This window comes from Anaerostipes hominis (ex Lee et al. 2021) (assembly GCF_002270485.1).
In the GTDB taxonomy this organism is placed as follows: domain Bacteria; phylum Bacillota; class Clostridia; order Lachnospirales; family Lachnospiraceae; genus Anaerostipes; species Anaerostipes hominis.
In genome coordinates this window covers 173,870-192,672 of sequence record NZ_NQOG01000002.1, presented here as the reverse complement: position 1 = coordinate 192,672, position 18,803 = coordinate 173,870, and the positions used below count along the sequence as shown (strand labels likewise).

General features: G+C 44.9%; 17 protein-coding genes. 4 read left to right on the top strand and 13 right to left on the bottom strand.

The window, feature by feature from the left end; genetic code table 11:
- Positions 1-1,110, bottom strand: a complete 1,110-nt coding sequence (locus tag CI597_RS03380; protein WP_024728136.1) for a prephenate dehydrogenase — start codon at positions 1,108-1,110, stop codon at positions 1-3.
- 170 nt (positions 1,111-1,280) lie between these two features.
- On the opposite strand from CI597_RS03380, the gene CI597_RS03375 reads away from it, so the two are divergent.
- Positions 1,281-1,862 (top strand): HD domain-containing protein, encoded by a 582-nt coding sequence (locus tag CI597_RS03375; RefSeq protein WP_024728137.1) that lies wholly within the window; start codon positions 1,281-1,283, stop codon positions 1,860-1,862.
- Positions 1,863-1,919: 57 nt separating this feature from the next.
- Here CI597_RS03375 and CI597_RS03370 read toward each other — a convergent pair whose 3' ends face one another.
- From CI597_RS03370 to CI597_RS03310, 12 genes are all read right to left on the bottom strand, one after another.
- Positions 1,920-2,705 carry a ZIP family metal transporter gene (locus CI597_RS03370; protein WP_024728138.1) on the bottom strand — a complete coding sequence of 262 codons (786 nt, stop codon included), beginning with the start codon at positions 2,703-2,705 and terminating at the stop codon, positions 1,920-1,922.
- 116 nt (positions 2,706-2,821) lie between these two features.
- Complete coding sequence (gene phnX / locus CI597_RS03365) at positions 2,822-3,607, bottom strand: phosphonoacetaldehyde hydrolase (protein ID WP_024728139.1); 786 nt, start codon at positions 3,605-3,607, stop codon at positions 2,822-2,824.
- Positions 3,604-4,701 carry a 2-aminoethylphosphonate--pyruvate transaminase gene (phnW, locus tag CI597_RS03360; RefSeq protein WP_024728140.1) on the bottom strand — a complete coding sequence of 366 codons (1,098 nt, stop codon included), beginning with the start codon at positions 4,699-4,701 and terminating at the stop codon, positions 3,604-3,606. The genes phnX and phnW overlap by 4 nt, the downstream gene beginning before the upstream one ends.
- A gap of 15 nt (positions 4,702-4,716) precedes the next feature.
- Positions 4,717-5,724, bottom strand: a complete 1,008-nt coding sequence (locus CI597_RS03355; protein ID WP_034549660.1) for an extracellular solute-binding protein — start codon at positions 5,722-5,724, stop codon at positions 4,717-4,719.
- Entirely contained in the window at positions 5,721-7,403 is a 1,683-nt protein-coding gene (locus CI597_RS03350) for an ABC transporter permease subunit (RefSeq protein WP_034549664.1), read from the bottom strand. Before CI597_RS03350 ends, CI597_RS03355 begins: the two co-directional genes overlap by 4 nt.
- A 15-nt stretch (positions 7,404-7,418) precedes the next feature.
- A complete protein-coding gene (locus CI597_RS03345; protein ID WP_024728141.1) occupies positions 7,419-8,201 on the bottom strand; it encodes an ABC transporter ATP-binding protein in 783 nt (260 codons plus the stop codon).
- Positions 8,202-8,361: 160 nt separating this feature from the next.
- A complete protein-coding gene (gene hcp / locus CI597_RS03340) occupies positions 8,362-9,954 on the bottom strand; it encodes a hydroxylamine reductase (protein ID WP_024728142.1) in 1,593 nt (530 codons plus the stop codon).
- 92 nt (positions 9,955-10,046) lie between these two features.
- Positions 10,047-10,724, bottom strand: a complete 678-nt coding sequence (locus tag CI597_RS03335) for a YoaK family protein (RefSeq protein WP_024728143.1) — start codon at positions 10,722-10,724, stop codon at positions 10,047-10,049.
- A 14-nt stretch (positions 10,725-10,738) separates the two neighbouring features.
- Positions 10,739-12,007, bottom strand: coding sequence for a M18 family aminopeptidase (locus tag CI597_RS03330; protein ID WP_024728144.1), 1,269 nt, complete (start codon positions 12,005-12,007; stop codon positions 10,739-10,741).
- Positions 12,008-12,033: 26 nt separating this feature from the next.
- On the bottom strand, positions 12,034-12,519 hold the full coding sequence (locus CI597_RS03325) for a hypothetical protein (protein ID WP_024728145.1): 486 nt from the start codon (positions 12,517-12,519) through the stop codon (positions 12,034-12,036).
- 502 nt (positions 12,520-13,021) lie between these two features.
- Positions 13,022-13,435: a MarR family winged helix-turn-helix transcriptional regulator gene (locus CI597_RS03315; RefSeq protein ID WP_024728147.1), complete on the bottom strand. Its 414-nt coding sequence runs from the start codon at positions 13,433-13,435 to the stop codon at positions 13,022-13,024.
- 216 nt (positions 13,436-13,651) lie between these two features.
- Positions 13,652-14,794: an acyl-CoA dehydrogenase family protein gene (locus tag CI597_RS03310; protein WP_024728148.1), complete on the bottom strand. Its 1,143-nt coding sequence runs from the start codon at positions 14,792-14,794 to the stop codon at positions 13,652-13,654.
- Positions 14,795-15,102: 308 nt separating this feature from the next.
- Between CI597_RS03310 and CI597_RS03305 the strand changes: the two genes are divergently transcribed.
- The 3 genes from CI597_RS03305 to CI597_RS03295 are packed head-to-tail and all read left to right on the top strand — an operon-like array spanning position 15,103 to position 18,794.
- Complete coding sequence (locus CI597_RS03305; RefSeq protein WP_009288832.1) at positions 15,103-15,879, top strand: enoyl-CoA hydratase-related protein; 777 nt, start codon at positions 15,103-15,105, stop codon at positions 15,877-15,879.
- A 21-nt stretch (positions 15,880-15,900) separates the two neighbouring features.
- Entirely contained in the window at positions 15,901-17,460 is a 1,560-nt protein-coding gene (locus CI597_RS03300; RefSeq protein WP_009288833.1) for an acyl CoA:acetate/3-ketoacid CoA transferase, read from the top strand.
- A gap of 26 nt (positions 17,461-17,486) precedes the next feature.
- Complete coding sequence (locus CI597_RS03295; protein ID WP_024728149.1) at positions 17,487-18,794, top strand: GntP family permease; 1,308 nt, start codon at positions 17,487-17,489, stop codon at positions 18,792-18,794.
- Positions 18,795-18,803 lie beyond the last annotated feature (9 nt).

Genomic DNA, 18,803 nt, shown 5'->3' with positions numbered 1-18,803 from the left:
CTAGTTCCTTTCATATACACTGTAATTTTTATCCTGCAGTATCTCTCTGGCGCGTTTGGCGGAGACATCATCATAGAGCATAATCTTTAAGACACCTTCCTCAAACTCCCGGTTATGGATGATTCCGATATTTTTAATACTGATGTTATTAAGCGCCAGCAGGGTCGTAGTCGTAGACAATGTTCCCGGCTCATCCGGAATATCTACAAATATCTCATAAGATTTTTCCATCAGTCCCACGGCACTGTCCGGAACGGTCTCCCGGTACTCCCCTGCCTCTCTAAAATACTCGTTCAGATAACTGTGGTCGTCTCTGTCCAGCGCATGGATCATTTCGGAAATGCTGTCTTTGATCTGCACTAAAAGCTCTCTTATGTTTTCCTTATTGGAAAGACTGATCTGCTCCCAGACAACAGGAGAGGATGATGCAATCCTTGTGATATCTTTAAACCCGCCGGCTGCCAGCTGTTTTAAGATGCCGTCTTCGGTGTCCATATTTCTCACCGTATGTACCAGTTCTGCCGCCATAATATGCGGAACATGGCTGATCGCGGCAGTAAAAGCGTCGTGGCGCTTTGCATCCAGCAGGATCGTCAATGCACCCAGTTCTTCTATGAAAGATGTAAATTCTTTTACCTTCTCGGTATTTACTTTTTCTGTCGGCGTAATAAAATAATAGGCATTTTCAATCAAACGGTCAGAGCTGTAAGAAAATCCGGCTTTTTCTGAACCAACCATGGGATGTCCCCCGATAAAGCAGGTCTCCATGTCCAGATCTTTTACTTTTTTATGAATCCCACCTTTTACGCTTCCCACATCCGTCACGATGCATCCCTCTTTCAAATATGGCTTCAGCTGCTCTAAAAACTGGAGGTTATGCTGCACCGGCGCACATAGAAAAATATAGCTGCATTCGGAAAAATCACTGTTAAGTTCCGCCGCCGGGCGGTCGAGAACTCCTTCCTCCACAGCCTTTTTCAGGGCTTCTTTATCTGTGTCATATCCGATCACCGTATAGTTCGGAAATACACGGCGTACATTTTTGGCAATGGACCCTCCGATGAGTCCAAGCCCGATAAATCCTATTGTAAAATTCGTCTCTGTTGACATATAGATCGCTCTCCTTGTGTTGATTGATATGGTTCATTTTACCGTGGCGATGGGGAAAAGTCAACACATCGTCACTTTAAAGCATCAAAGCAGAGAATTCCTTCATTGACCGCATCATAAAAATGATTTATGATAAGTATGTAAAAATGTCCGCAAAAAAGGAGAAACCCATGTTTGAGAAAGCAATTATCTTTGCAGCGAAAGCCCATTCCGGCCAGAAGCGAAAGGGAACCGATATCCCATTTATGATCCATCCCCTGGAAGTCACCTCGATCGTTGCCGGCATTACGCCGGATGAAGAGATGATGTGCGCCGCGGTCCTCCACGATGTCATCGAAGACTGCAAAGATGTGACCGGAGAGGATATACGGAGGGAATTTGGGGACAAAGTAGCGGATTATGTCCTGATGGAGAGTGAGGACAAGAGCAGATCCTGGATTGAGAGAAAACGTCATACTGTGGACTTCTTAAAACACCGCGCCAAACGTCCTGCCAAAGTCATTGCCCTTGGGGACAAGCTTGCCAACGTCCGTTCTCTGGCCAGAGACTACAAGCTTCTGGGAGACGAGCTGTGGCAGCGCTTTAATATGAAAGATAAGAATATGCAGGGCTGGTATTACAAAAGCATGATCGAGTGTTTTGAAGAGTTTTCTGATTATCACGAATACAAAGAGTACTGCTGTCTGGTAGAACAGGTATTTAAAGATACCATTGATATCGATATAGAGAACGAAAAAACAGGCGTGAGATAAATATCTCGCGCCTGTTTTCGTTCTCTGAGCCCGATCCGTAAAGCAGCTATGCACTGGCTATCCCAAAGCCACATCCAGTACCATCATGATCAGGAATCCAACCATGACGCCCAGGGTTCCCGTGTGGGAGTGTTCCCCAAGGTGTGCCTCGGGGATCAGTTCTTCCACTACCACATAGATCATAGCTCCCGCGGCAAAAGACAAAAGCCACGGCATATAAGTTCCAAGTCCTTCCGCTGCCAGCACGGCCAGCACACCGAACACAAATTCCACCGCACCGGACAGTGCCCCGAACAAAAATGCCTTTCCTTTAGAAAAACCTTCTCTCCTTAGCGGAAGAGAAATTGCCGCCCCTTCCGGGAAATTCTGAATCCCGATCCCGATGGCCAGGGCCACAGCACCGCTGAATCCCACTCCTCCGTGTCCGCTTGCCACGGCGAAAGCCACACCGACAGCCATACCCTCCGGAATGTTGTGTAAAGTGACGGCAAGGACGAGCAGGGTCGTCCTTTTAAACGAGGAGGAAAGTCCCTCCGGATGTTTCTCCCCCAGATGCAGATGAGGCATCAGCCGGTCCATCAAAAGCAGGAAAACTCCCCCGAGGATAAAGCCTCCGGCAGCCGGTATCCAGCCTATCTGCCCATTAGCTTCTGCCTCTTCGATAGCAGGAATGAGCAGGGACCATACAGACGCTGCGACCATAACTCCTGCGGCAAACCCCAAAAAGACCCTCTGCATATTTTCCTGCACATCTTTCTTTAAGAAAAAAACAGTGGCTGAGCCGAGGGCTGTCATCAAAAATGTAAATCCCGTACCTCCGGCCGCCCACTTTAAAGCTTCCATATATCCCACTCCTTTATTGCTTTTTGTTAAAACTAAATAAGCCATATCTTAAATGATATGACTTATTATTTCATATTTCTATATTATATGCAATCTTATCGAAAACATAAAGACCTTTATTGAGTCAGTTTTTTCAGCAGCTCCTCCAGTTCGGACAAATTTTGTATTACATAATGGGCACCGGCATTTTTAAAGGTTTCCTTTACTTTCCTGCACACAGCTTCCTTCTGTGAATCTGTCATATTTTCGTATTCCTCTTTGGTCAGTCCCATCTCTGAGCTTCCTTCCACCACACCCACAGAAATGACACCCGCATGCCGTGCTTCTTTGATATCGGAAACCGTATCTCCGATCTTCACCACATTTTTTACCGTGGAAACCTTCAAAGCTTCCAGATTTTTAAATATCATATATGGATAAGGCCGCCCGATTCCTTCTGTGGAATCCGGTGAAAACCATGCGTCAGGCTCATATCCCTGTTCCTTTGCACCTTTCGTCACGACTTCCATCATAGTATCCGTATAGCCGGTCGTGGAGCCGATCTTAATGTTCTTCTGCCTGAGAAACTCCACCGTTTCCGTCACATACGGCTTGAGCGTTGTAAACTGGTCTAAAATACTCATAAGTTTGGATTCAAATAAATCATACATCTGAAGCACGTGATCCTCGGAAGGTTCAGATCCATGTTCCTTCACCCACAGATCATGAATCCGCGGCATGGAAAGCATCGTCCTGATATGATCGATCTTCAGCATTCCCATAGGTTCTCTCACCTCATCCATCGTCGGTTCGATCCCAAAATGTTTAAACACTTCCACGAAAGCCTGCACCGGTGCAAAACATCCATAATCTACCGTTGTACCGGCCCAGTCAAAAATGACTGCTTCTATACATCTGCTCATTGTTTCTTCTCCTTTAAAAATTGCTCCATGATTTCTGAGAGTTTCTCAATATCCTCCGGGTATATTTCTCCGATGGTGCCGATGCGGAACGTCTCGGCTTCCGTCACCTTTCCCGGATATATCGCATACCCGCGCTCTTTGATATAATGATACATCTCACTGAACGTAAAATCTGCATCTTCCGGATACAAAAACGTAGTGATGACCGGACCCTGATGAGTGCCGTCAATATAAGGCAGCATGCCCATTGAGCGAAACCGTTCGATCAAAATACGGTTATTTTCCCGATATCGGGCCGCTCTTTTTGGGATTCCGCCTTCTGATTCCAGCTCTTTAAGCGCTTTTGCAAAGGCCAGGATAGTATGGGTAGGGGAAGTGAACCTCCATTTTCCATCCTTCTCCATCGTTTCCCACTGGTCATATAAGTCAAGAGACAGGCTTCTGGCGTTTCCTTTACTGTCTGACAGCTTCTTTTTATCGGCAATAATAAAAGAAAAGCCTGGGACACCCTGAATACATTTATTTGCGCTGCTTATGAGAAAATCAATGCCTAATTGTCCGACTTCAATGTCCACGCCTCCGAAACTGCTCATAGCATCGACAATCAATATCTTATTGTGTTTCTTCACCACAGAAGCAATGGCCTCAATATCATTGAGAATGCCGGAAGTCGTCTCACTGTGCACCATAGCCGCATGAGTGATTGCAGGATCTTCTCTCAGTATCTTCTCAACAACTGCTGCCCGGGGAACCTTTCTATAATCTTCCCGATAAATTTCATAAGGTATCCCTGCATGCTCTGCAATGTCCGCCATGCGCTCCCCATATGCACCGTTGGCAATGATCAACAGCTTTCCGTTTTCATTTATCACGCTGGTGATCACGGATTCTACACCGAAGGTCCCGTTGCCCTGCATGAGGACGGCCGTATAGTCGTCCTCTGACACGTGAGCAAGGGAAAGCAGCTGCTTCCTTATCTTCTGGGTGATGTTTTTATAATCTTCATCCCAGGTGCAGTGATCAAAAAGCATCTCTTGTTTTACAGTGTCCGTGGTTGTAAGCGGACCGGGGGTTAATAGCTTATACTGGTTCATTTTTATACCTTTCTCTTATTTTGCGCTTTCTGATAATCTCTGATGTTTTTCCAGAAGATCCAAAGTCAGCTTTTCTTTAAATACTTTTGGATTTCCGGATTTATTTTCACCTGATTCGTCTTCGCCATTATAAATCGGGATCGGATAAGTCCTGATCAAGTCTGTTCTTCCCTTTTTGATAATACACTCTGCCATCTCAAGGGCAAGTTCTTTCTTGTCGCTGTCTTTTTTGTCCACTACGGAAACACACTCTGTCAGAGAAAAGTTTCCTTCTTTCGGGTCTACATAATCAATCGGAAGACCGTCCTTTTTGTCTGCCACCGCCTGCTGTCTTAAACCGAATCCGATGGCCACTTCCCCTGCCCGGACCTTCTTGATCGGAGCAGAGCCTGAATCTTCGATGTGGTCTCCTGCATTCTGGTAAATGTCATGGAGGATACTTTTTGCCTCCTTCTCCCCATATTCAGACACAAGACCCTGGATTAAAAGCCATGCGGTGGAAGATGCTTTAATATCCGTCACAGAAATAGATCCTTTATACACAGGCTTTGCCAGGTCTTTGATAGACTCCGGTTTCGGAAGTTTCTTCTCCTTCATTACTTCCGTGTTCAGGATCAGCGTTCCTTCCTGTGCCGTGATCGGAGACTCATATTTCTGAAAATCAGATTCCTTCTTTAAGTTCCTGTCGAAACCAAGATCCGCAAACATCTTGTTTTTCTTCTGGGCACTCTCAATATAAAAAGTGCTCATCGTCACCATATCGGCCTCTATATTTTTGCCCTCTGCGATCAGCTTTCCTCCCAGTTCTGAGGTTCCAAACGTCTGAAGAATATATTTCCCTTTGTATCCGTTTCCGTCCAGTGCTTTTTTCATTGCCTCCACAGCTTCGTCGTCCGCGTTGGAATAGATTACTACCTGCTCATCCTGTTTTTTGGCGGAACACCCGGAAGTGAACACTCCGGTCGCTGTCAGAAGGGCAGCCATACACATCACTGATACTCTTTTTAACCATGTCTTTCTCATAAACTTCTCTCCTTGTTTTTTCTAATATGTAATTTAAAGAATTGTCCAGCCGCTCCTCCTTCTGTGACCCCTGCAAGCTTGGTAAATGCAAACTTACCGATAATATTTGTCGCAAGGATTAAAAGAGAAAGCACAAATACTTCGTTAAATTTGTTATAATACTGCAGTTCTTTGATCTTTGTCGTGATGACCATTGTCCTGGCCCCTGCGATAAAGATGACCGCACTGATCGTCACCATGGCATTGATAAAGTAATAGCTGAATACCTCGATGATCGTACTCAATGCGTTGGGCGTTACGATCCTCAAAATGGTTTTTGCCCAGCTGTCTCCCATGAGCATCGCCGTTGTCTCCCATGAGGCGTTCATTTTCCCCAGAGAACTCTTCATCATCAGATAAGGCGTGGAAAAAAAGTGGACCACGTTGCAGATAATGATCAGCAAAAATGTATTTTGAAGACCGGTGCCTGAAAATAAGAATAAAAATGCGAGGCCCAGCACCATTCCGGGTATCGTGTTTGTCACCAGGGCAATTCCTTCTATCATGTCTTTTGCCTTTTGGCTGATCTTGCTCCTGGCTGTCACCAGCGCGCTTCCATATGCGGCTATGGTTCCGAGGGCAGCCGTGGCCGCGGCTACAAACAATGAATTTGTGTAGACATTGAAAAGGTTCGGGTCCTCAAAGACATTTCTGAAATTGTCCAGTGTAAAACTAAGCCTGTAAGGCCATTCTTCCACAAATGGAATCACAAAAATGACTGCAAATACAGATAAGACGCTGACGATCAGAAGAATACTGACCCCGCCGCATAAACCATCTCTGACTCTGTTCTTTTTCAGTTCGATCTTGGAAATCTTGTTATACCGAATCTGGTATTTCTCCAATATTTTTAAAACCGTAATGCTGACGACAGACGGCACAAGCATTACAACAGCCACTACCGCGCCGTTTTGGAAATTCGGTATGCTGCCGAGCATCTCGCTGTAAAGCAGAGATGCGATGGTCTTAAACTTTCCTCCCACTGCCGCCGGAATACCGAAATCCGTAAAACTCAAGAAGAAAGACTGGATCACGGATGCGGCCAGCGTACCTAAAAGAGGACGAAGCACTGTCATTTTGAAATTTGCAAAGGCACTGTCACCCATAACTCTGGACACAATCATATATTTTTTATCTATGTAGCCCATCGTATTATTGATCAGCATAAATGAGATAGGCAGAGTATAAATGACGTAGCCCATCAAAAGGCCTCTGATCCCGTAGATTTCAAACAGCTGCTTCCCGAACAGACGGGTCAGAAGCCCCTGTTTCCCGAAAGAGTATATGATCGCAAAACCGTAGGTGATCGTCGGCAGAAACATGGGCAGCACAGCGGCTCCTTTTATCAATGTTTTGATCCAGTCCGGTATATTTGTATAGTGAATCGTACAGGCCAGGAAAAATGCCAGCAGGGTCGTAACTGCCGCGCTCAGTCCGGCAACGCCGAAGCTGTTTCTCAAAATCTCAAAAAAGTCTTCCCGCGCAAAAACAGACTGAAAATTCTGTAAGGTAAGTCCTCCTCCTTCTGTGGTAAACGACTTCATAAGAAGCTGTACCATCGGGACTGCTAAAAATGTAAGAAAGATCAGTGCGATCCCGGCAAATATGACTTTAATCTCTTTTTCTTTTCTATGTTTCATCTGATTTCTGCCGCCTTACGAAACAAGGCTTTCCTTTCCGGGCTGTATATTCAGCTGATTTTTAAACAGCGTAAAAATATTGTTTTTTTTGATCTCCAGCTGGTTCAGGATAAAATTCTTCACAAAGTCATTCCGGGGCGCGTTGACGATCTGTTCCGGCTCGCTGTACTGGGAAATCCGTCCCTCGTTTACAATCAGCACCCGGTCAGACAGAGTCAGCGCCTCTTCCGGGTCATGTGTCACGATGACAGTAGTCAGATGAAATTCCTTCGCGATCGTCTTAATTCTGTTTTTAATAGATTCCTTGATCACTCCGTCCAGTGCACTTAAAGGCTCATCTAAGAGAAGGATCTTAGGCTTCATGACCAAAGTTCTTGCCAGGGCCACTCTCTGCTTCTGTCCCCCTGAAAGCTGCTCAATCTTCTTCGGAAGATGTTCCTTCAGGCCAAGCAGGCCGATCAGTTCCTCCAGCTCCTCTTTTGAAGAGATGTCCGGCTTGTTTTTCAGTCCGTAAGTAATGTTCTGATATACATTCAGATTCGGAAACAGGGCATAATCCTGAAACACGATATTGAATCCCCGTTTTTCCATCGGTGAATCAGTGATATCCTTTCCGTTAAACTCAATGCTTCCGCTGTCCGGTTCCGTGATCCCAAGGATCATATTTAAAAGTGTTGTCTTTCCGCAGCCGGACGGCCCCAGGATGGAAACAATCTCTCCATCCGGAATCTCCAGAGATATTCCGTCCAACACCGTAGTGCCGTCATAGGATTTCTTTATATTTTGTAATTTCAGCATAAACTTCCATTCCTTTCTCAATCGATATCATTTCTTTGAACAAGACCAAGTCTATCACCGAAAGTTTGAATTCATTTGAACATCATGTTAAATGTTGGTAAAAAAACAGAAGGAAGATCCCTTGATAAAGATCTTCCTTCTGTGAAAAAGTATTGAATCATTAACCCAGTATTTCTCTCAGATCACTTTCCGGGTCTGAAACAGGATGTATCCGGTATTCCTTTACCAGCATATCCAGTACGCCCGGTGATAAAAATGCCGGCAGTTTCGGTCCAAGATAAATATCCTTCATGCCGAGATAAAGAAGAGTCAGCAAGATACATACCGCCTTTTGTTCATACCATGACAGTACCAGGGTCAGCGGCAGGTCGTTGATCCCGCAGGAAAAGGCTTCTGCCAGAGCCTGGGCTGTTTTGACGGCACTGTATGCGTCATTGCACTGTCCCATATCCATGATCCGGGGCAGTCCTCTGATCTCTCCCAGGTCCATATCATTGAACCGGTATTTTCCACAGGCCAGCGTCAGGATGATGCTGTCTTTCGGAGTCTGTTTTACGAATTCCGTGTAATAACTCCGCTCCTTGTGTGCCCCGTCGCAGCCTCCGACAAGAAAGAAATGACTGATCTCGCCCTTTTTCACCGCATCCACGACCGTATCTGCTACAGACAGTACTGTATTGTGCCCAAAGCCGGTCACCGTACTGCTGCCGCCGTTGATTCCTGTAAATTCTCTTTCTTCTGCATACCCTCCCAGTTCCAGCGCTTTTTCGATCACCGGGGTGAAATCTTTGTCCTCACCGATGTGAATCATTCCCGGATAGGAGACGACTTCCGTCGTAAAGACTCTGTCTGCATAGGACGGTTTTACCGGCATCAGGCAGTTGGTCGTAAACAGCACCGGAGCCGGGATATGGTCAAATTCTTTCTGCTGGTTCTGCCACGCAGTGCCGAAATTGCCTTTCAGATGAGGATACTTTTTAAGTTCCGGGTAAGCATGGGCCGGGAGCATTTCTCCATGAGTATAAATATTGATCCCCTTGTCTTCCGTCTGCTCCAAAAGAAGTTTCAGATCGTAAAGATCATGTCCCGTTATGACGATAAACGGTCCTTTTTCCACCTTAAAAGGAACGGATACAGGCTCTGGGTTCCCAAATGTTTCTGTGTTTGCCTTATCGAGAAGTTCCATACACTGTAAATTCACTTCTCCAAGCTTCAGTGCAAGTGATAAAAGCCGTTCTTTGGGAAGATCGTAGCCTATGGATGCCATGCCTTCATAGAAGAACCGGTTTACCGTCTGATCCGAATAGCCCAGCACCATGGCGTGATAAGCATAGGCTGCCATTCCCCTCAGTCCAAACAAGATCAGGGATTTTAAGGACCGTATATCTTCCTGCTCCTCCCAGAGCTGCTTCATCACATAGTCATCGTTTTTCCCACAGGGTGAAGAACACCCGCCGCAGGAAGGCACTAATTTTTCTTTCTCCCTGTGCACCAGACTGATCTGCTTCCTGATCGTCTCCGGGTTAAAATTCACATTGGTCACTGTCGTAAACAGACCTGACAGCATGGCTCTGTCCGTGCTGTCAAAAGTCCGGTTTCCTTCTGCGGAACGGGCAAGGCCGATCAAAGCGCCGGTCAGCCGGTCCTGGAGTTCTGAAGTCTCTGCATCTTTCCCGCAGACCCCTGCTGCTCCTGTACATCCGCTGCATCCTGCCGTCTGTTCACACTGAAAACAAAACATCTTTTTATCCATCGCTCTATCCTCCTGAAATTTCTTATATTTGAGTTTGTTCCTTGAGTATACAGGAGTGAGCCTTAAAAATCTGTTGGATATTCAACACTTTATCAATTAATTTTCTTTGTCTCCATAAACATCATGAAAAATACTGCCAGAAGAAGTGCAGAACAGATCAGAACGGCATTGTGAGAAAGCACATTTCCTGCCGCCGTGCCTGCTGCCGCACCTACTATGAAAAACAAAATAATCCCAAAGTATTTCAGGCTCCTGTTCAGCAGTTCCCGGTCTTTCGTCTGGAAGTATTTAAACAGTATTTCCATTCCGCTTCTTAAGTTTCCTGTGCACATGGTCGTCGCATAGACATTTCCGTGTACCTTCCGAAAGGTCTCCACCTGCATGGCACAGACAAAAGAAATGATAACATTGGCGATCATATCCGCTTCTCCCGAAGGGATAAAGGCAACCAGGCAGATCATCGCCGCTTCAATCATGACAATGATCTGTCTCCAATGGATTTTGGGATGCTGTTTAAAATACTTCTTGATGAGTTCCACCACAATGACTCCGGCCGCAAAGGCCAGAATAGGGATGGCGTAATGGACAGCCCCCTGCCACTTTCCTTTTTGCAGGCTGATGCCCAGCAGTACGATATTTCCTGTCTGGGCATTGGCGAACACCCCTCCCCTGAAAAGATAACTGTACGCATCCAGAAATCCCCCGACAACAGCCAAAACGGCACCCAGCTGAAAGGCCTCGGACATCTGGATCTTCTTATGCTGTTTCACTGAATCTGCCTCCCTTAACCGCGATAAAATTCCTGAAGGGCCCTGATCATATATTCTGTGTCTCTGGCTCCTGCCGTCTCATAGGCAGAATGCATGGCAAGCTGGGCAAGGCCGATATCCACGGCTTTTAACGATACACTGCCCGTCAGAATATTTCCGAGAGTTGAGCCTCCCGGCAAGTCTGAACGGTTGTGGAAGGTCTGATAAGGGACTCCGGCTATTTCGCAGATATGTTTCATCATCGCACCGGAGTATGCATCCGTCGTATATTTTTGATTGGCACTGTACTTGATCACAATTCCTTCATTCATATACGGCCGGTTTGTAAGATCTGCCTTGCCGGGCTGGTTTGGGTGCACCGCATGAGCATTGTCCGCAGAGATCATGAAGCTCTCCGCCACGGCCATCCGGTACTGCTCCCCGGTTCTCCCCAGCGCCTCATTTACCCGCCACAAGACATCTTCTAAAAATGTAGATCCGGCTCCCTGTTTTGTTCCGCTGCCGACCTCCTCATTGTCAAATGCACAAAAGACATTCATATACTCTTTTCCCTCACTGTTGACAAAAGCCTGCAAAGATGCGAATACACACTGAAGGTCATCGAGCCTCGGTGCCGACATGAACTCGCCGTTTGCTCCCCATACAGTTCCCGGCATCCGGTTGTATAGGTAAAGATCTGTACCGAGGATATCTTTTTCATTTACACCCGCCTCGGATGCAGCTGTCCGCATAAATGCCTTTTCGGCTGTCTGGTCTCCGAAGACGGGAAGCATATGAATCTGGGGATTCAGTGTGTCATCCTCTGCTCCTCTTTTCATATGGATTGCCAGCCCTGGGATCATTAAGAGATCTTTCTTTATATGAATTAGCTTTTCCGTAAGTTTTTCCCCGTCTCTCACGATGATCTTTCCTGCCACAGAAAGTGGACGGTCAAGCCAGGAATCCATCAGCATTCCCCCATATTTTTCAGTGTTCAGTTTTGTATAATGCTTTTCCGCCTGTAATTCCACATTCTCTTTTATCTTAAAAGCAGGTGAGTCCGTATGGGACGCGGTAATATGAAACCCTTTTAATTTTTTCTCCGGTACGCAGAAAGCAGCCAAAGAAGAACCGTTTCTGCTGGTAAAATACTTACCGCCCTTTTCTACTTCCCAGGCCTCCTGCTCTCTCAGTTCCAGAAATCCATTTTCGGTCAACTCTTTTTTGATCTGCTCCACAGCGTGATAACTGCACGGACTTTTTTCAATAAACTTAAACAGCTGCCGGTTAATCTGATCTGACATGTTCTGCCTCCTTCTCAACTTATCTGTCATATGAAATCTTTTCTATCTATTTTAGCAAAACAGTGAATGAAAAGAAAGGTGTGTCGAACCTTCATTATGACTGCACATCCATATAAAGAAAAAAGACCCTTATGAGTTATCATAATGGGTCTTAATAATATTGATGAAATACTTACTTTATAACTGCAAACAGCATTAATATCATTACCGTTTTTTTGAGCATATTTGTCAGTAATTTTAGGTGTCCCTTCTGACACCGTGACTACTCCAAACGAATCAGAACCTGATTCGGCATATCTTGCCCTTAATCCGTATTTTCCAATGGAATAATGAAATTTAAGATGAAGCTTAGAGTCCGGATAAAGTTTATGTTCAACAACAACAATTGCTGTAAACATCCTGTTTCCAAATTTTTTCGTTCGTATAGTATTTTTTGTATATGATCCCGTTGATAATAGTTCGTGTTCCTTTTCATCTTTAAGCGTAATCGTTGTAGCTCCCCCATCTTTCAAAGTGTACTTTCCTTCAAAAATGGTTTCAGTATTTATGATATGAAAAAATCCATATCAGGATATTGATAATACAGATAAATCCTAAAATTATAGATACAGGTAAACACTTCATTACGTCAAAACCATTTGTAATCCAAATAACAACGATAAATGCAATTAAAAGAAAGGGGATAATTCTCCCCTTTTTGATATTTTTTGAAGATATATGATACTGAAAATAAACACTCAAAAATAATACCAATATATAAATTACTGGAAATAATAGATTCTCTTTCATATTTTTATTATTTCCTCCTTTTTTATAATTTTTCAATATAATTCTATTTTTTATAATTTATGTTATTATATTCCTTCAAATTCATCTTGTCAATATATATAACTATATCAACTACCATTAAATCTAATCCTCATAAACATAATCTAATAATATTTTATAACAAAAAATAGCAGCCAGAAAGGCTCCTTTCTGCTGCATATTCTTTCGTTATAAAATCTTTAAAGCTCAGATCCCAGCCAGATGCCTTAAGGATGCCTTCAGCGCTTCCTGCTCCTGCTGTCCCATATCTTTCAACACGATCCTGTTGACCTCTTCCACTGTTTCCAGAATCGGTTCTTCCAAGTCATTCCCCTTATCAGTCAATATAATCTCTACAAAACGCCGGTCTTCTTTGCTGACTTTTCTCTTGATCAATCCCTTTTTCTCCATTCTCTCAAGAACACCTGAGATCGTAGAGTTTTCCAGCCTCAGTTCTTCTGCGATCTCCTTCGGGCTGTTTTTCTTCTTCACCCAAAGACAGTACATAACACCGTACTGTACCGGAGTCACGTCAAATTTAGAGAGCTGTGCGCTCATCTCCTGAAACACCGCGTGCTGGGCAGTGGTCAAAAGATAGTTGATACATTGATTCAATTCCATCCGTTCCTTTTCCCTCCTACACAAAACTACATGCAAACACTTCAAACTGTTTGCATACTATATATTTCATCATATCTGTTACAAAAACTTCTGTCAAGAAGACATACTATAATTTTAAGGCTTTTATCCTAAAGCAAAGTCATCCTTGTAAAGCATGAAAAGGGGATGCCATAATTGACATCCCTGAAAACTTAGGATTCATATTCCAAAAACAGACTATCTGAAAATCGCTCCGCTGACCACGAGTTTCTGGATCTCGTTGGTTCCCTCGTAGATCTGAGTGATCTTGGCATCTCTCATCATGCGCTCTACATGGTATCCCTTCATGTAACCGTTTCCTCCCAGCATCTGCACCGCCTCTGTTGTCACATGCATTGCCGCCTCTGTACAGAGGTATTTTGCCTTTGCGGCCGGAATAGAATATGGTCTTCCTTCCTGTTTGTCGGTAGCAGCTTTATAAAGCATGAGCTTTGCAGCGTCAATTTCCATTTCAAGTTCCGCCATCTTAAATGCAAGATACTGGTTCCTGTATAATGGTTTGCCGAACTGCTCTCTCGTCTTTAAGTATTCTTTTGCAATCTCAAATGCACCTTCTGCAATTCCAAGTCCCTGTGCGGCAACACCGATACGGCCTCCGTCCAGAGTCTTCATAGCCAGTTTAAATCCGTCTCCGGAAGGAACGATCATATTTTCTGCCGGCACCCGTACATTTTCCAGGATCATCTCTGAAACCTGCGCGGAACGGATTCCCATCTTGTCTTCCACTTTGCCCACTGAAAATCCGGGAGTTCCTTTCTTCACCACGAAACAGGACAGTCCCTTGGCTTTTTTCTCAGGTTCCGTCAGGGCATATACTGCCGTATAATCGGCTAAAGGTCCATTCGTATTGAAACACTTCATACCGTTTAATATGTACTCATCCCCGTCTTTTTCAGCAACGGTTACACATCCGCCCGCATCAGATCCCGCATTTGGTTCCGTGAGTCCGAAAGATCCGAAGTGCTGTCCGGACAATACCGGCGCCAGAAATTCATTCTTTTTCTCGACCGGAGCGTCAGAGTTCATGATGCTTCCTCCATATAAAGAAGTGGATACAGAATAAGAAATACCCACAGAAGCATCTACTTTAGAGATCTCCTCCACTGCCAATACATAAGACAGGTAATCGGCTCCCTGGCCTCCGACTTCTTTCGGATAAGGAAGTCCGATCAGTCCCAGTTCTCCCATCTTCTTATAGAGATCTACCGGAAATTCACTGTTGGCATCTCTCTCGAGCACTCCCGGCTGTAACTCTGTCTGAGCAAAGTTTCTTGCTGTCTCCTGAATGGCTGCCTGCTGTTCCGTTAATTCAAAATTCATAAATAATCACTCCTTTCACCAAACTTAACATAAATTTACCATTTTGTTTCCCTATATTTGCATACTAATATTTTGTAAGCTAAATATATCACCCCTTGTGCATATTGTCAATAAACTTTTATAATCTTTTATAGAATTATACAATTTAAATAAAATATATTGATAAACCATTGACAAACATGCAAATATAGTCCATATTAGAAGCATAAATAATATTTTGTATCCTAAATATTTGCACGCCAATATGTTAATTTTCTAACAAGAGCTGATTAAGTGTAATGTATATGTCATTTCAAGGAGGATTTAGAATGAACAATTTATTAATGGAAGTAGAAAACGAGATCGCAGTAGTTACAATCAACAGACCAAAATCTTTAAATGCCTTAAACAGTGAGACATTAGCAGAATTAGACCAGTGCTTTTCCGAGATCTCCCGCCGCAAGGACATCAGAGTCGTTATCCTTACAGGATCAGGAGAAAAATCATTTGTAGCCGGAGCCGATATTTCTGAAATGGTCAATGCCACTCCTGCGGAAGGAAGACAGATGGGTCTGCTGGCAAAGGAAGCATTCCTTAAATTAGAGACAATGCCTCAGGTAACGATCGCCGCTGTCAATGGATATGCTCTCGGAGGCGGATGTGAGATCTCCATGGCCTGTGATATCCGTGTAGCCGCAGAAAATGCAAGATTCGCACAGCCGGAAACAGGACTCGGAATCCTCCCGGGATTCGGAGGAACACAGCGTCTCTCCCGCTTAGTCGGAAAAGGACGTGCAAAAGAACTGATCTTTACCTGTGACCAGATTGACGCCGAAGAAGCTTACAGGATCGGACTTGCAAACAAGGTAGTTCCTCAGGCAGAACTGATTGATTACTGCAAAAAGATGGCAGCTAAGATCATGTCCAAAGGAAGCTATGCAATCTCTCTTGCAAAAGAAGCGATCAACACAGGCATGGACACCGATTTAAGCAGCGGACTTACATTAGAAGCAGATTTATTCGGACTCGCATTTTCTACGGAAGACAAAAAAGAAGGCATGACTGCATTTCTTGAAAAACGCAAAGCAGATTTAAAAGATTTCTAAAATAAATGAAGGAGAAAAACTATGGGAAAAGTTAAGATTATTACAGCAGATCAGGCCGCTGCCCTGGTAGAAGATAATACAACCGTCACTACCAGCGGATTTGTTGCCAGCGGAATGCCGGAAGCCCTTACAAAAGCTCTGGAAAAAAGATTTTTGGAAACCGGTTCTCCGAAAAACCTGACTTTATTTTACGCTGCTGCCCAGGGAAACCGTGACGGAAGCGGTGCGGATCATTTTGCCCACGAAGGAATGACCAAACGTGTCATCGGCGGACACTGGAACATGGTCCCGACGCTTGGACAGCTGGTCCTTGATAACAAAATTGAAGGATACAATCTGCCGCAGGGCACTCTGGCACAGCTCTACCGTGCCATCGCCGGTCACAAACCCGGCGTGATCACTCATGTGGGATTAAATACATTTGCCGACCCGCGCATTGAAGGCGGCAAATTAAATGACATTACGACCGAGGACATCGTAGATGTGGTAGAAATCTTAGGAGAAGATAAATTACTATATAAATCTTTTCCGCTGAACATCGGATTCATCCGGGGTACATATGCTGACGAGCACGGCAACGTGACACTTTCCCATGAATGCTGTACAACAGAAGTCACAACCATGGCTCAGGCAGTGAAGAACAGCGGCGGAAAAGTTGTGGTGCAGGTGGAAAAGGTCGTCGCAGACGGTACCTTAGATCCAAAATTAGTCAAGATCCCCGGAATCTATGTGGATGCAGTCGTGGAAGTGGAAAATATGCAAGACCACGAACAGTGTGTAGGATGTGACTATGACGGTGCAATGACCGGAGACTTCCGTATTCCTTTAAGCAGCCTTGAATATCCTCCTCTTTCCGCAAAAAAGATCATCGGCCGGAGAGCTGCCATGGAACTGACGGAAAATACCGTGGTCAACTTAGGAATCGGTATTCCTGAATATATCTCTATGGTTGCCAATGAGGAAGGCATCGGAGATTATATGACTCTGACCGTAGAGGCAGGGCCTGTCGGCGGCGTGCCTCAGGGAGGAGCCAAATTTGGAGGTTCCGTCAATCCCGAATGTATTTTAGACCAGCCGTACCAGTTTGATTTCTATGACGGAGGCGGAGTTGACTATGCATTCTTAGGCCTTGCACAGGCAGATAAAGACGGAAACATCAACGTCAGCAAGTTCGGTCCGAGGATTGCAGGCTGCGGCGGATTTGTAAACATTACTCAGAATGCAAAACGCTGCTACTTCTGCGGAACCTTTACTGCCGGCGGTTTAAAAACGTCTGTAAAAGATGGAAAGCTTATCATTGATCAGGAAGGAAAATCTAATAAGTTCCTGGACACGGTAGAACAGATCACATTCAGCGGCGAATACGCAAATAAAGTCGGCCAGCCGGTTCTCTATATCACAGAGCGCGCTGTCTTTGAACTCAGAAAAGACGGTGTCTATCTGACAGAGGTTGCACCCGGCATCGATATCCAGACACAGATCATCGACCATATGGGATTCACTCCTAAAATGGACGGTACGCCAAAACTCATGGATGAAAGAATTTTCAGAGATGAGCTGATGGGCCTGAAACACGATTAACAATCCACAAATAAAGGAGGGTTTTTGTGAATTTACAAATCTTAGTCTTAGTCCTGGCGATTGTCCTGTTCGGAGTTCTGGCATTTAAACAGATGAGTGCTTTGATCCTGGCTCCGCTTGTCACGATCTTCGTGGTCATCTGCTCCAGGCTTCCAATCCTGGACTCGCTGAAAAACGCATTTATGCCTGCAGCATCCGACTATGTGACAAAGTATTTCCTTGTCTTCTTTGTCGGCGCACTTTTTGGTTCTGTTTACCAGTATACTGGAGCCGCAGAATCGATTGCCAGAGCGATCGCAGGCCTCTGCCGCGGGAAGTTCGTGGCACCGATCATCATGATCATCACCGGTCTTTTGACTTTTGGAGGAGTCAGTGGCTTCGTTGTATTCTTTGTTATCTATCCAATCGCACTGAATCTTTTCAAAGAGGCGAACCTTACGAGAAGGCTCATTCCGGCGGCAATCTCTGCCGGATGCTGGACCTGGTCCATGAGCGGTCCCGGCTCTCCTTCTATTCAGAATGTCATTGCCATGGATAACCTCGGCACACCGGCAACAGCCGCATTTGTACCATCCCTGATTACGACCGTGGCTATGTTTGCCATGATCTTTGTCTGGCTGGAAATGCGCGCAAGAAAATTTACAAAAAGGGGATATCGTTTCATCGATAAGTCCTTAAAATATCAGCTGAGTGAAGAAGAGATGGCCATCGATGAAGATAAAAGTCTTCCTCACGTTGCCATCGCCGTTCTTCCGATCGTTCTCATTCTGGTGCTCTTCAACATCGTGAAGCTCCCTGTGGAAACATCTGTATTTGCAGGTGTGGCCCTGGCAACCATTCTGATGTTTAACAGGATCAAGGGAATCAACGAATGGATCAACGTTTTCAACAAAGGTGCTTCTGACTCCGGCGTTGCGATTCTGAATACCGCAATTGTTGTCGGTTTCGGAGGCGTAGTCCAGAAGACCCAGGGCTTTACCGACCTGGTTGCCGCTCTGAAAGATATGAGCATGCCGCCTCTGGTGTTTGTAATGATCACCGTGGCTGTCTGTGCAGGAGCCTGCGGTTCTGCTTCCGGCGGTATGGGGGTTGCCTTTAATGCTTTGAAGTCTACCTATATTAAAATGGGAATCCCTCTGCCTTATGTACACAGGATTTCTGCCATCGCAGCCGGTACTTTAGATACACTTCCTCATCAGGGAGCGCAGATCACACTGCTCGGCATCTGTAAAATGACCCACAAAGAAGCTTACTGGGATATTGCGGTTACGCAGATTATCATACCATTTATATCCTGCGGAATATTTATTGTTTTAGCTTCTTTTGGATTATAAACTTATCTA

Excerpts from the sequence above, each read along its gene's own strand:
- CI597_RS03380 (WP_024728136.1), bottom strand. The coding sequence starts at position 1,110 with ATGTCAACAGAGACGAATTTTACAATAGGATTTATCGGGCTTGGACTC.
- CI597_RS03375 (WP_024728137.1), top strand. The coding sequence starts at position 1,281 with ATGTTTGAGAAAGCAATTATCTTTGCAGCGAAAGCCCATTCCGGCCAG.
- CI597_RS03370 (WP_024728138.1), bottom strand. The coding sequence starts at position 2,705 with ATGGAAGCTTTAAAGTGGGCGGCCGGAGGTACGGGATTTACATTTTTG.
- phnX (WP_024728139.1), bottom strand. The coding sequence starts at position 3,607 with ATGAGCAGATGTATAGAAGCAGTCATTTTTGACTGGGCCGGTACAACG.
- phnW (WP_024728140.1), bottom strand. The coding sequence starts at position 4,701 with ATGAACCAGTATAAGCTATTAACCCCCGGTCCGCTTACAACCACGGAC.
- CI597_RS03355 (WP_034549660.1), bottom strand. The coding sequence starts at position 5,724 with ATGAGAAAGACATGGTTAAAAAGAGTATCAGTGATGTGTATGGCTGCC.
- CI597_RS03350 (WP_034549664.1), bottom strand. The coding sequence starts at position 7,403 with ATGAAACATAGAAAAGAAAAAGAGATTAAAGTCATATTTGCCGGGATC.
- CI597_RS03345 (WP_024728141.1), bottom strand. The coding sequence starts at position 8,201 with ATGCTGAAATTACAAAATATAAAGAAATCCTATGACGGCACTACGGTG.
- hcp (WP_024728142.1), bottom strand. The coding sequence starts at position 9,954 with ATGGATAAAAAGATGTTTTGTTTTCAGTGTGAACAGACGGCAGGATGC.
- CI597_RS03330 (WP_024728144.1), bottom strand. The coding sequence starts at position 12,007 with ATGTCAGATCAGATTAACCGGCAGCTGTTTAAGTTTATTGAAAAAAGT.
- CI597_RS03315 (WP_024728147.1), bottom strand. The coding sequence starts at position 13,435 with ATGGAATTGAATCAATGTATCAACTATCTTTTGACCACTGCCCAGCAC.
- CI597_RS03310 (WP_024728148.1), bottom strand. The coding sequence starts at position 14,794 with ATGAATTTTGAATTAACGGAACAGCAGGCAGCCATTCAGGAGACAGCA.
- CI597_RS03305 (WP_009288832.1), top strand. The coding sequence starts at position 15,103 with ATGAACAATTTATTAATGGAAGTAGAAAACGAGATCGCAGTAGTTACA.
- CI597_RS03300 (WP_009288833.1), top strand. The coding sequence starts at position 15,901 with ATGGGAAAAGTTAAGATTATTACAGCAGATCAGGCCGCTGCCCTGGTA.